At 44.2% G+C, this 13,417-nt stretch carries 6 protein-coding genes and 1 pseudogene; 2 read left to right on the top strand and 5 right to left on the bottom strand.

What is annotated here, in order from left to right:
- Positions 1-583 precede the first annotated feature (583 nt).
- A complete protein-coding gene (locus OGM63_RS19190; RefSeq protein WP_263747257.1) occupies positions 584-2,104 on the bottom strand; it encodes a beta-barrel domain-containing protein in 1,521 nt (506 codons plus the stop codon).
- Between the two features lie 199 nt (positions 2,105-2,303).
- Between OGM63_RS19190 and OGM63_RS19185 the strand changes: the two genes are divergently transcribed.
- On the top strand, positions 2,304-2,684 hold the full coding sequence (locus OGM63_RS19185) for a four helix bundle protein (protein WP_263747256.1): 381 nt from the start codon (positions 2,304-2,306) through the stop codon (positions 2,682-2,684).
- Between the two features lie 45 nt (positions 2,685-2,729).
- Here the strand turns inward: OGM63_RS19185 and OGM63_RS19180 are convergent, their stop codons facing one another.
- The 4 genes and pseudogenes from OGM63_RS19180 to OGM63_RS29880 all read right to left on the bottom strand — a co-directional run.
- Entirely contained in the window at positions 2,730-5,690 is a 2,961-nt protein-coding gene (locus OGM63_RS19180) for a peptidase domain-containing ABC transporter (protein WP_263747255.1), read from the bottom strand.
- 201 nt (positions 5,691-5,891) lie between these two features.
- Positions 5,892-6,326: a peptidylprolyl isomerase gene (locus OGM63_RS19175; RefSeq protein WP_263747254.1), complete on the bottom strand. Its 435-nt coding sequence runs from the start codon at positions 6,324-6,326 to the stop codon at positions 5,892-5,894.
- 67 nt (positions 6,327-6,393) lie between these two features.
- Positions 6,394-6,684 carry a hypothetical protein gene (locus OGM63_RS19170; RefSeq protein ID WP_263747253.1) on the bottom strand — a complete coding sequence of 97 codons (291 nt, stop codon included), beginning with the start codon at positions 6,682-6,684 and terminating at the stop codon, positions 6,394-6,396.
- 218 nt (positions 6,685-6,902) lie between these two features.
- A pseudogene (locus OGM63_RS29880) lies at positions 6,903-11,642 on the bottom strand (beta strand repeat-containing protein); the annotation flags it as partial.
- 1,170 nt (positions 11,643-12,812) lie between these two features.
- Between OGM63_RS29880 and OGM63_RS29875 the strand changes: the two are divergent.
- Positions 12,813-13,337, top strand: coding sequence for a pentapeptide repeat-containing protein (locus OGM63_RS29875; protein WP_375340499.1), 525 nt, complete (start codon positions 12,813-12,815; stop codon positions 13,335-13,337).
- The last annotated feature ends 80 nt before the right edge of the window (positions 13,338-13,417 follow it).

Here is a 13,417-nt window from a genome sequence, read left to right as displayed (position 1 = left end):
GAAAATTAGTAAATTTACTGAATATTTTTACTTTCTATCAAAAGATAGAAAATACAAGTTAAAGCAGCAGCGCTTGCCCTAAGGGGCACACTTTGCAAAGGCTATCGCTCCTTCCTTAACCACGCCGCTTTAGCTCAAGTCATGCCTGGGTGCAACTTATTCGGGCACAAGGTCATTGAACTGTAATGAATCCAGACCAAAAAGACGATTAAGCCATACACAAACACACAGAGCCAGCAGCTTGCTCCTTTAAGAATCGAGTGCGATCGCGCTCGATTGCGGGCGCACGAGTGCCATCGCTCATTACCTTATGTGACGTACTACACTGATTGCAAGCAATGAGCGTGTAGGCTTCTCAGAGACTCTGAGAAGCCACTTGCTGTACCAGTTAGTATGTTAGACATCTCCAGAAATTAATTATGCGTTGCCCGAAACCCTTGTAGAGACGAAGCATGTGGAACGTATGAATCGTCTTTTCTGGAGATGTCTGTTGTAAGGAGAACCAATTAGCTAACAGATGATAGCTATCGCACAGTCTTGAGACTCTCGACACTTGAACTAAACATATCGGCAAATATGGACATCACTGTGCGATCGCGTATCTTGATATTGGTATTAATCCCCATTCCCGACTGCAACGGGATAAACATCCCGAAACCAACAACTGCTGACTGGATAATTCGACTTTGGCAGGGAATCGGTAAAAGGGATAAATTTGGTCGGGTGGTAATGCGTCCGAACCTATGGACACTAGTTTACCTTTAATATCGCCAAATTCGCTAAAGGGAAACGAATCAATACGCACATCAACCGTCATCCCCTCTTTAACAAAACCAATATCCTTGTTGGTGATGAATACTTTAGCAATAAGCTTGTCATTCGGGACTATCTTTAATATTGGTTCGGTCGAGGATGCAACAAATCCCGGAGATTTTGCCTTGAGTTCAAATACTGTACCACTGGTTGGGGCTTTTATCTCCTGATACTTCAGATTCATCTGCGTTTGACTAATTTGCGAGTCGGTTTCGGCAATCTTTTTATTATTCTCGACAATTGCTTTAGTGAGTTGACTATCAATTTCAGCTATTTTTTGATTATTTGCGGCTATTTTATCAAGCCAATCTTTACGGGAAACTGCTACAGTGTTTTGTAATTTAGCTTTTCCACCAGCGATTTCTGCTTGTAATCTAGCTTTTTCTTGTGTTAGTTGGTCAAGTTGGGATTGGGCATTACGCACTTCTTCTTGTTGTTTAAGGAGTTGAATTTGCGATATTGCCCCTTGTTTAGCTAGCCCACTAATATTATTAAGAATACCCTGGTTCATTTTCAAGGTATCTTTGGTAGAGGCAACCTTAATATCGGTTTGTTCAACTTGACGCTTCAACTGTTCGATTTCTGATTGAGAAGCATTTACTCTTGCATCTAATTCTAATTGAGTTGATGCAACACGCTCTTTTTGTTCGAGGTTTAACCGTCCGGTAGAATTACCATCAAACTGAGTGCGGTAAACTAGGTTTTCAGCAAACAATGCAGCACGACTTTTAGTCAAGTCTATCATTGATACAGGTACTTGTAGTGAGGTAACATTTATCGCATTGCTACCTTTTAATTGCGATTGATAAAATTGGTTTTCTTGCATCAAGCTAGTACGTACTTTCTGCAATGATTCCATTTGCGCTTTTGCTGTCGTATTGTCGAAAGTAAGTAGCTTTTCTCCTTCTTTAACTTGTTTGCCATCTTCAACAAATATCTCTTTAACTACTCCACCAACTGGTGCTTGTACGTCTTTCGTTGCACCTGATGCTTCGAGTTTCCCCGTAGCAGAGACAGCTTCTTCAATTTTAGTAACGTTTGCCCAAACGATTGTACCTGCGGTTACTATCATTAAAGTCCATAATATGGCTCTCGACCAATTTCTTGATTGTTTTAATATTACTGGTTGCTCAAATTCGGGAACATAACGTGGTGCGTGATTGGGGGGTTTGGGTTTAATTGCTTCAGGTGGTTGTGATGCTTTTTCTGCTAATTCTGACAATTGTTGCATGGAAATCATTGCGGGTATCGAGTCATCAGCTTTACCGTTACCATTACCGTTATTATTCATAGGTTTTTAGCGATTAGCTGTTAGCTGTTAGCTTTAATAAGTGAATATTTGAGATTGCTATAACCGAAAAAACATCTTTTTTTGAGAGAAATATAGACAAAATCTACGTTTTTTTATTGATTATTAATTTATTTATTAGTATAATAACATTGAATAAATTGACTAATTATACCGCTTTCATTTGTGTAATTTTACTTCTATGAAAGATTTTAGAGACTTAAAAGTTTGGCAGAGAAGTCATAAATTAGTTCTTAGTATATATGAAGTAACTGCCAATTTTCCCAAACACGAATTATATGGCTTAACTAGTCAAATGCGACGGGCAGCAGCCTCTATTCCAACTAATATAGCTGAAGGTTGTGGGAGGGGAAGTGATGCCGATTTTGCTCGCTTTCTTCAAATGGCGATGGGGTCGGGTAGCGAATTGGAATATCAACTTATACTTGCACATGATTTAGGTTTTATTGATAAATTACAATACGATAAATTGAGTAATGAACTAATTGAAACTAAACGTATGCTTAATTCTTTTCTTCAAACGCTTAAAGGTAATCGAACACAGCTAACTGCTAAAAGCTAACTGCTAAAAGCTAACTGCTAAAAGCTAACTGCTAACTGCTAAAAGCTAATTGCTAGATGCTTCTTGCTGTTGATAGAGACAGTAATACAATCCCTTCATTGCTATTAATTCATTGTGTGTGCCTTGCTCTGCCACCTTTCCTGCGGACATCATGAGAATAATGTCAGCATTTTTAATTGTTGCTAGACGGTGCGTAATAAACAATACCGTCCTTCCTCTAAACGCAGCTTGTAGGTTTGAACAAACTTGTCTTTCGGTAGCATAATCAAGCGCACTGGTTGCTTCATCCATAATCAGCAATGGTGGATTTTGCAGTACCGTTCGTGCGATCGCAATCCTCTGTTTTTGTCCCCCCGACAATGCGGAACCCCTTTCCCCCACACGGGTGTTATAGCCATTGGACAAATTCATGATAAAGTCATGGGCACAGGCTATTTGTGCTGCTTCCACTATCTCTTCTGGTGTAGCATCGGGTACTGTCAGCGCAATATTTTCCTGTACAGTGGTATCAAACAGAAGGGTATCTTGCAACACCATCCCGATTTGTCTTCTTAGGGAGTACAATTCCACTTTGCTAATGTCATACCCATCGATGAGGATTCTTCCCGCATCGAGTTCGTACAATCTGGGGATTAATTTAGTCAGGGTACTTTTACCCGCACCACTTTGTCCGACTACTCCAATAAACGCACCATTGGGTATTTCAATTGATACGCTATTAAGTTGGGGTTGTGGTGATTTAGCAAAGGAGAAGGTAACGTTTTCGTATTTGACTTGTCCCTTAATTGCTGGCATTGGAATATTATTTCTACCAGCTAATTCGCTTTCTTGCGGAGTATCTAGTATATCGGCTAATCTTTCTAACGATAATGCTGTTTCTTGGAAGTTTTGCCATAATTGAATTAATCTCAATAGGGGACTCGTAACATAACCTGCTATAATCCTAAATGCAATCAATTGTCCTAATGTAATTTCTTGTTTCAATACCAGATATGCACCCACCCACAATAAGAGTAAGCTAGATATTTTATTAAGGAAGTTGCTTAATGAACCAGCAGTATTGGAAGTAATGACATTACGTTCACTTGAACTAATATATTTACCATAGCGAGTTTGCCAGTTCCATCTGGAATTGAGTTCGATATTCTGCGCTTTGACTGTTTGAATACCCGATACGACTTCAACTAAATACGATTGAGTTTCGGCATTACGTTCAGCTTTGGTGCGAGTTTGACTGCGAATAATTGCTGCAAATATAAATGTGAGTAATCCAAATAATGGTACGGTTGCGAGTGCTACTATGGTGAGCAACCAACTATAAAATATCATTACCCCGATATAAACCACCGAGAAGATGGCATCTAATACAACCGTGAGTGCTGTACCTGTCAGAAACGAGCGAATATTTTCAAGTTCGTTTATCCGACTTGAGATTTCCCCAACGGGACGCTTCTCGAAGTAGCGTAATGGTAATCTTAATAAGTGGTCGATGACTTCACTACCCAAACTTAAATCAATCCGGTTGGTAGTATCGACGAATAGGTTAGTCCGCAACCAGGTAACTATACCTTCGATAATTGCCATGACGATGAGCAAGCTACCCAAGACGTTGAGGGTGTTTATCCCATTTTGGATGATGACTTTATCAATAATTACTTGGGTAATTAATGGGTTAGCTAGTCCCAACAGTTGGACGAATAATGATGCGATAAATACTTCAATTAGGACTACTTTATATTTTTTAATTGCTGGGAGGAACCAACTTAAATCAAACCGCTTTTTTGGTGTTTCGGGTGTTGATTGTAATAGTAATACTTGTCCGGATTCACCCCATGCTTCGATAAATTCAGCAGGCTTTTTGCGAACAATCCCAATTTCTGGAATAGCGAGGGTTAATTCTTTCTCGTTGGCATGATAAATAATTGCAAATGTGCCTTGCCAAGAAAGTAAAATTGGTGTGGGCAATTTAGATACGGCAACTGCTGGTACTTCTACTAGTTGTGCTTTTAACCCCATCAATTCGGCTACGGCACCGCATACTTCAATCGATATACTGCCTGTACGTTTGTAGTTATTTTCTAATGCACGTTTGAGTACATCACGTTTCCAGGGGATATTCCACAATAATGCCAGCATTTGGAAACAGGCAAGTGTTGCGTCAACTACTCCTTTACCATGAATGTAGGGATATTTGACTTGTTTGTTGGTTGTACTTGGTGCTACTTCTGGTTTTAGGGGTGCGAATGGGATGCTTTCTGAGAGGGAGGGATTGATTCCGACATCTGCTTCTGGTGCGATCGCATTCTGAAAGAATGATAATGTGGGGTCAGTAAACCCGATGAGCCGTATTCCCTTACCTGTAGATTGGATGTATTCTTGATTATTGGTTGGGTTGATAACGCTGCCAACAGGATAGTTACTACTTTCACTGCTGACTAACCATAGTAGATTGGGGTCGATTTGAGAAAGTGGGGTTTTACCACATGGGAGGTTGAGTACAGTTGCTTGTTTTCGTGATGCTAGAGCAATCTGTTTTAAGTCTTCTACAACCTTACCCCGACGATTGGTTTCTGCACCTATTAAGTCGTATGCTTCGATTAAACTTAATTGGTTGCGAAAGTATGCTGCTATGTCGGGTTGTTGGGATAATAATTCTTGAAAGTCAGACACTTTGAGGGTGAGACATACCGATTCAGTAGATGCAATTACCGTTTCGCAAGGACAAGAACGAATAATGCCTGTTACACCAATTATTGCACCTGGTTCGAGTTTTAAGAGTGTTTGCGGGGCAATTGAATCCGGGGGATATCCCAACAACCGTGCTTGTCCAGTGTGGAGAATATAAATATTTGCAGGCAAGCTTTCTTTAACTAAAATTGCTTGTCCCATCCGGTAGCGCAATGGTTCCAGTTTGCTGACTATGCGTTCAAGTTCCGTCGAGTCGAGAAAGTCAAACGGTGTGATTTTTGCGAGAAACTCATGGTAGAGGTTTATACTGGTGGTCATTGCGTTATAGGAGATCGGATGCGAACCAGGATAACCAAACGATTGCTGTTATCCCAACTAGAAGTAATATAATTGCCAAAATGATTATGTGTTTTTACGCAACAAAACCTGTCTCAGGATGGCTTGCGGACTGTAATGATGACAACAGTATTATTACGCAATTAGCTATTAGCTATTAGCTTTTGGCGTCGGGCTAACCCGCTAATAGCTAACTGCAAGTGGTAGAGATAGTCGGGGTTGAGATAATGATTGGCAGTTATCATTCCCATTCACAATTGAAATTGGCTCTAGTTGGATTTGTTCACTTAGCCATTGTTCAAACAAGTGATTGAGTAGCGCTTTTCGTGTGGCATCATCTAGCAGGGAAGGAATAAACTTTTCTAAACGTAGAATTACATACCAATTCTCCAACTTCATTGGTGGTAATACTTGCCCCGGTTTGGATGTACCCAACTTTTGTGCGATCGCACTTTGGGGTTGCGACAGGGGTACCGGACCAATCAACCCACCAGTCAGTGCTTCGATCCCTTGTGAGTATTCCTTGGCACAATCGGCAAATGTGGCGTCACCGTCTTGAATGCGGAAGAATAGTTCCTGTGCTATTTCGCTATTGTCAGTACGGAGAAGGGAGTACACGACTTTATCAAGTTGGGGTTTGTATTGAAGGAAGTATTGTTCGAGTTTGTTTCCCCATCTGGCTATTTTAAATTTTTCTACCCGCAATTCTCTTGTGGCTATGGCAACAAAAGAGTTGCTCAGTTATACACAGTTGTTGTTGTGCAGCTTTAAGAGCTTCTTGTGTAGTAAGCTTGTTAAGTTTCGAGAATTGTTCGATTGTTATTGCTTTCTCTTCGGGAGTAAGCTCGATAGGAGCAATGGCTTTATCGATAATTACTTCACGTTGGAGTATATGTAATATTTTATGCCCAGCTAGCAAGTGGGGTAATTCTGCTGGCTGTATTGTTTGGTTGCCAATTTGGATAACGTTCGCCATAGCGAATGGTAAAGTAGCGATTTTTGGGTAGGGAGTTGGTAGATTTAGCCTCCTGCATCATGGCTGAAGTCAAGTAATTATGGCAACAGCGACCATACTTATTTTGGTAGTGAGGATAACTTGCTTTTTTTGCGTGTAAATGCGGCGAAAATAAGTTCAAGCGCAGCGAGTGACTCCGTTCATTAAAGCGTCCTTAACGCGTCCTTTGTAATGCTCGTTTATTTCCCTTGATTCTTCGGTACGCGCACTTGTGTGGTCGAATATGTGACGTTACCAGCGCTATCCGTTGCACTGTAGGTCAAGGTGTAGATACGACCATTGCCATTACCTGAACGTTCCGCACGTAGGAAGATGCGTCCATCAGAGCGAATCTCAATATCGCCTGCGGTATCGCCATCACCCAAACCGTTATCCGGTTCGTTGCTGGTAATTGATAGGAGTCGGACGGTGGGGTTAGCATCAAAGTCATCGCTAACGTTGACGTTGACCTTTACTTCAACCATCTTGTGGTTGGGTGGCCACAATTCACCAGGTACGGCAGCTACATTCAATGTTGGCGATTCATCATCATCGATCAGGGTGCCAATACCTTGAGCATCCAGAATCGAGGCGTTGATGGCTTCACTGAGGTATACAAAGAAATTCTCGTTCTGCTCGTCTAAGCGATCGCCAATTATCTGTACTGCGATGGTTTTGGTGGTTTCTCCTGCTGCGAAGGTGAGGATACCGCTTGTTGCTGTATAATCGCTGACGGCAGTTGCAGTGCCGTTGGCGGTAGCATATTTGACGCTGATTGGTTTCTGGCTCGGTGCGTTAAGGCTGACAGTAAAGTTAAGTATTTGTGTACCGTTATGTCCTTCGGTGATAGTTCTATCGTTGATTGTCAGTACGGGCGGTAGGTCGTTATCAATGATAGTAGTCATGCTGCTACCTTTACCGATGGTAGCATTGGTGGCGTTGTTTAGGTTGAGGAAGAAGGTTTCGTCAAACTCGTCAATGCTATCACCAAGTACTTGGACTGTTATTGTTTTGGTGGTTTCTCCTGCTGCAAAGGTCAATTTACCGTTAGTTGCGGTGTAGTCAGAACCCGCAGTCGCACTACCATCTACTGTAGTGTAATCTACTGTGACTGGTTTACCGGAAGCTGTGTTCAGGCTGACAGTATAGGTTACAGCCATCATGCCGTTGTCGCCTTCGGTGATAGTTCTATCATTAATTGTGAGTGTTGGCACCTCGTCATTATCTAAGATAGTGCCTACACCAGTAGTTTTGGCGATAGTAGCGTTTGTAGCATCGGTGAGGTTGAGGAAGAAGGTTTCGTCAAATTCATCTAATGTGTCGCCAATTACCTGTATTGAGACGGTTTTTGTTGTCTCACCTGGCGCAAAGGTTAGTGTACCGTTGGTAGCTGTGTAATCGTTTCCAGCGATTGCAGTACCATTTGCAGTAGCATCTTTAACAGTGATTGGTTTAGCGCTGGCTGCTGACAAGCTAACAGTAAAGGTGGCAATTTGTGTACCATTATCCCCTTCAGTAATATTTCTATCACCGATAGTAAGTGCTGGTGCCTCGTCATTATCTAAGATTGTACTTATACCAGTTGTGTGAACAATAGTAGCATTTGTTGCACCACTCCAGTTGAGGAAGAATGTTTCGTCAAACTCATCCTGGGTGTCGCCAAGTACCTGTACAGAGACGGTTTTGGTTGTCTCACCTGGCGCAAAGGTTAGTGTACCGTTGGTGGCGATGTAGTCAGAACCCGCAGTAGCTGTCCCATCGGCTGTTGCATATTTAACACTGATGGGTTTGCCACTTGGTGCAGAAAGGTTAACTGTGTAAGTGATGGTTGATGTACCGTTGTCGCCTTCGGTGATAGTTTTATCATTGATTGTGAGTACGGGTGGCGCATCGTTATCAATGATTGTGCCTACACCAGTAGTTTTGGTGATAGTAGCGTTTGTTGCAGAACTTAAGTTGAGGAAGAAGGTTTCATCAAATTCATTGATGGTGTCACCAATTACCTGTACTGCGATGGTTTTGCTTGTCTCACCTGGTGCAAAAGTAATGCCGCCACTTGTTGCGGTGTAGTCAGTTCCAGCAATTGCAGTCCCGTCGGCAGTAGCATATTTAACTGAGATGGGTTTACCGCTAGGTGCAGAAAGGTTAACTGTGTAGGTGATGGTTGATGTACCATTATCGCCTTCGGTAATCGTTCTATCGTTAATTGTGAGTGTTGGCGCCTCATCGTTATCTAAGATAGTACCTACACTCCTTGAGGGGGCGATAGTAGCATTTGTAGCATCGCTCAAGTTGAGGAAGAAGGTTTCATCAAATTCGTCTAGAGTATCACCAATTAGTTGGATGGCTATGGTTTTGCTGATTTCCCCTCTTTCAAAGCTAATTGTACCGTTAGTGGCGGTATAATCACTGCGGTCGGTTGCTGTGCCGTCGGTGGTGGAGTAGTTAGCGGTGACGGTACGTAGGCTAGCTTCACTCAAGCTGGCGGTAAAGACGGCGTATTTGTTACCATTATCTCCTTCGAGGATTGAGATATCGCTAACTGACATTGTGGGTGGTTTCTTCACCGTGACCGTCATTGTATCGTTGGAGACTGCGCCTGAAGAGTCGGTGATGGTGAGGGTAACGGTGTATTCACCATCTTGAATGTAGATGTGGTTGGGGTTGAGAACGCCAGCTACGGTGTTACCGTCACCGAAGTTCCACTCGATTGTGTGGGTATCTAGAATACCTGGGTCGGTAAATTGTCCGTCGAAGGTCACGGGTTCGTTTTGGTACATGATTTGGTTCGCACCCGCGTCAACTGTAGCTGCGACGTTATTGACTTTCGTCGTTAGGGTTTGGGTTGTGGAACCTCCATCAGAGTCGCTGACAGTAAGGGTGACAGTGTAAATACCATTGTCAACGAAGGTGTGGTTAACATCTTTACCTAGTACGGGGCTGGAACCATCACCAAAGTTCCAGGTGTAGGTAAGGGTGTCTAGCCCTTGGTCGGTTGCAGTGGCGGTAAAGTTGGCTGGTGTGCCTTCTGCGACTTCGGTTGTGCCTGTGAGTTGGGTAATTGTGGGTGCGACGTTGTTGACGCGTACTGTCAGCGTGTCGGTTGTGGATGCACCTGCGTTGTCCCTCACGGTCATGGAGACTAAGTATGTGCCGTTATCGCTGTAGGTGTGGGTGGGGTTGAGAAGAGGATGTGGGGAGGGGAGGAGTGGGGGAGTGGGGGAGTTAGAAGAGAAATTCCCCCCCTCCAGGATTGTACCGTCGCCAAAGTCCCAGGTGATAGTATGGGTGTCGAGGATACCTGGGTCGGTAAATGTGCCGTTGAAGGCGATCGCTTGTCCTTCGTTGGCGGTGAAGTCAGTGCCTGCGTTGACTGTTGGGGCAACGTTGCTTACCTTAGTGTTGAGGGTTTGTACTGTAGTTGCACCATCCGAGTCGGTAACAGTGAGGGTGACGGTGTAGTTGCCGTTGTCGGCGAAGATGTGGCTGGCAGATTGACCTTCAACGGGGTCGGTGCCATCGCCGAAGTTCCAAGTATAGGTGAGGGTATCGTTTCCTGGGTCAGTTGCAGTGGCAGTAAAGTTGGCTACAGCACCTTCGTTGACTGTGATATCACCGTTGATGGTGTTGATCGTGGGGGTGATATTGTTGACGGTGACGGTAATCGTGTCTGTACCGATACCCCCGTCTTGATCGACAACTGTGAGTTTGGCTAAGTAGGTGCCGTTGTTGGCGTAAATATGAGTTGGTGTGAGGGTGGCATTTGTGGTGTTGCCATCGCCAAAGTCCCAACTAATAGTGTGGGTATCTAATATACCGGGGTCGGTGAAGCTGCCGTTAAAGTTAGCTGTACTACCTTCGTCGAGAGTTAGGTTGTTGCCTGCTTTCACTGTGGGAGCGAGATTGTTAACATTTACAGTTAACGTTTCTTCTGTGGAAGCACCCGCAGTATCTTTGACGGTGAGGGTGACAGTATAAGTGCCGTTGTCTACAAATACGTGGCTAACATCTTTACTCTGTATTGCTTTGGAACCATCACCGAAGTTCCAGATATAGGTGAGGGTGTCGTTTCCTGGGTCGGTTGCAGTGGCACTAAAGTTAGCTGGTGTTCCTTCTGTAATAGTAGTATCGCTGGTTATGTTGGTAATTGTTGGCGCGACGTTGTTGACTTGAACTTGTAAGGTATCGGTTGTAACTGCACCCTCGTTATCTGTAACGGTAAGGGTGGCGGTGTAAGTGCCATCTAGCTTGTAGATATGGTTGGGGTTGAGGATACCTGTTACGATCGCACCATCCCCAAAGTCCCAAGTGATGGTGTGGGTATCTAATATACCGGGGTCGATGAAGCTGCCGTTGAATGCGATCGCTTGTCCTTCGTTGATTGTTACGTCACTGCCAGCATCGACTATTGGTGCAACATTGTTGACTGTAACATTGAGGGTTTGGAAGCTGCTTATACCTTTGCTGTCGCGTACTGTCAGGGTAGCAGTGTAAGTACCGTTATCAGCATAAGTGTGGGTCGTATTTTGACCAATCACTAGCTGCGAACCATCCCCAAAGTTCCAGATGTAGTCGATATTGTCACCTGGGTCAACTGCGATCGCGTTAAAGTTGGTTGTTGCACCCTCGGTTGTGGTGGTGTCGCCTGTAATTACCGTGATGACTGGGGCAATATTGTTGACAGTGATATTGACAGTGGCGGTGTTTGATGTTAAGCCGTCTGTGTCAGTTAGAGTGTAGGTGAAGGTGTCGGTTCCTACAAATGTACTATTGGGGGTGTAAGTAACTGTGCCGTCTTGGTTAACCAGGATTGTACCGTTAGTTGGGTTGGTGTTGATGGCAAGGGCAGTTGGGTTGATGGTGCTGTCTGCATCAGTGTCGTTGGCGAGGATATTTATTGTGACGGGTTTGGTTTGGTTGGTGATTGCGGTGTCATTGTTGGCAACTGGTGCGTAACGGTCGTTATTTAGCAGCATTACGTTGTCGAGGACGACTTTAGCATTGCGATCGCCGAAGCCGAGTAGGTCAAAGTAGAGGGTTGCGGCTGTTCCTGATTGTACTCCCGTTAGGTCAACTTTAAATGTGAGTGGTTGATTGAGGGTGAGGGTGCTATTGGGGGTAGTGTTGAGTAGGGTTACTTTGTTGCTTGTGTAGTATGTACCGTCGTTTTGGATGTTGAGTAGGGAGTCGGTTTGGCTGAGTCCTGTGACTGTGTTGACTAAGGATTGTTTGGTGTTGGCGTTGAGTAATGCTACCTCGAAGGCGTCACCTGGGGCTGTTGGGGTGTTTGCTCCCAAGGTGGTGTTTTTCAGGGTGAATTGGAGGTATTTCGCACCTTCTGGGATAATCAAGGATTGGGAGAAGTTACTGTTAAAGGGTGAGTCTTCGGTGAGGACTGCTTGCGAGTTGAGGATATTGGCAGCACCTCTGGTTGACCAGTCCGCTTGTGTGTCGAAATCTCCGTTGAGAATGCCGATTAGGGGGTCAGAGTTTAGGGGTGCTGTTAGTGTTGAAATTTTACCACCTGTTGCGGTAATGTTGCGTACTGCGTTGAGGATTTGCAGGTCGATGAGGGAGGGGAGTTTACGGACACCTGGGGAGAGGGAGGTGTTCATTAGGTCGAAGGGATACAGTTTAGAATCAAGGTGGCTGCCGTCATTCGTGAGGGTGGCGGTGAAGTTGTCGCCGATGAAGAGTTTAGAGCCGTTGACGGTTTGGATGTGGCGGTCAAATTCACTGTAGCCGGAGATGATGCCTGCTAGGTGTCCCATTTCGTGCAGGATGCTGGTGAGCAGGTCGTATTTGCCAACTGCGTCGCCCGTGGTGCCGCGGAATGCGGTGTCAGTAAGGGAGGTGGTGAATTCGCTGTTGTCGAAGGGGGTGGAGTCGATGAACCAGCCGATTCCGTTGGCATCAGCGTCGATGAGGATGGTTCCACCGTTGGGGCGACCAAAGGAATCGTAGTTGGTGATTTGAGCTTCGGCGAGTTGTCCAGAGGGGAGGTCAGTGATTTGGAAGGTTAGCTCAAATGAGTCGGTGGGGTTGAGTAAGTTAGACCATATTTCAATAGCACTATATTTGAAATAAGAAAATAAATTGAAGGTAAGATTATGATTTGGGAAATTACTGCTGAAGAGTTGTTGGCCCGGTATGCTGACGGGGAGCGAGATTTTCGAGGGATTGAGTTGATCCAATCCGCTGAGGAACCTCAAGATAACATGATCGATCTCCGAGGAGCTATTTTGCGAGATATTAACTTGCGAGGAGCCTACCTGAGACAAGCCGACCTCACTGAAGCCGATTTGACTGGAGCTGATTTGTTTGGTGTTTCCTTGGAAAGCGCTTGGTTGAAACGTGCTATTGTCAGGGATGCTAATTTGTATTCCGCCAACTTGCATTGGTGTAGTTTGCATGAAGCCGATTTGCGAGGTACCAATTTGGCTCAAATGAATGCTTGTGGTGCTTTTTTTTGTGGGGCTAACATCGGTGGTTTCGAGTTCGCTATTTTGATTAAAACTAACTTCAGAAATGCTCGAATAGCTCCAAACATTATTTGGAGCTATGGTAATTTTGTTTACGATACCACTATGCCTGATGGCACTATCAAAAAAGGCCCCATTTTCGGAGAATTTTAGTTCATCTTCAGTTGCAGCCATGAGTGGCGCAGGTTTAATGACATTTAGTTTTGCTAAGATGTCAGTAACATCATGGTTTT

The sequence above is a fragment of the Plectonema radiosum NIES-515 genome (genome assembly GCF_025753815.1).
In the GTDB taxonomy this organism is placed as follows: domain Bacteria; phylum Cyanobacteriota; class Cyanobacteriia; order Cyanobacteriales; family Nostocaceae; genus Hassallia; species Hassallia radiosum_A.
Note: the sequence above shows the minus strand (reverse complement) of the source record. Positions and strands in the feature narration are given on the sequence as shown.

Excerpts from the sequence above, each read along its gene's own strand:
- OGM63_RS19190 (WP_263747257.1), bottom strand. The coding sequence starts at position 2,104 with ATGAATAATAACGGTAATGGTAACGGTAAAGCTGATGACTCGATACCC.
- OGM63_RS19185 (WP_263747256.1), top strand. The coding sequence starts at position 2,304 with ATGAAAGATTTTAGAGACTTAAAAGTTTGGCAGAGAAGTCATAAATTA.
- OGM63_RS19180 (WP_263747255.1), bottom strand. The coding sequence starts at position 5,690 with ATGACCACCAGTATAAACCTCTACCATGAGTTTCTCGCAAAAATCACA.
- OGM63_RS19170 (WP_263747253.1), bottom strand. The coding sequence starts at position 6,684 with ATGGCGAACGTTATCCAAATTGGCAACCAAACAATACAGCCAGCAGAA.
- OGM63_RS29875 (WP_375340499.1), top strand. The coding sequence starts at position 12,813 with ATGATTTGGGAAATTACTGCTGAAGAGTTGTTGGCCCGGTATGCTGAC.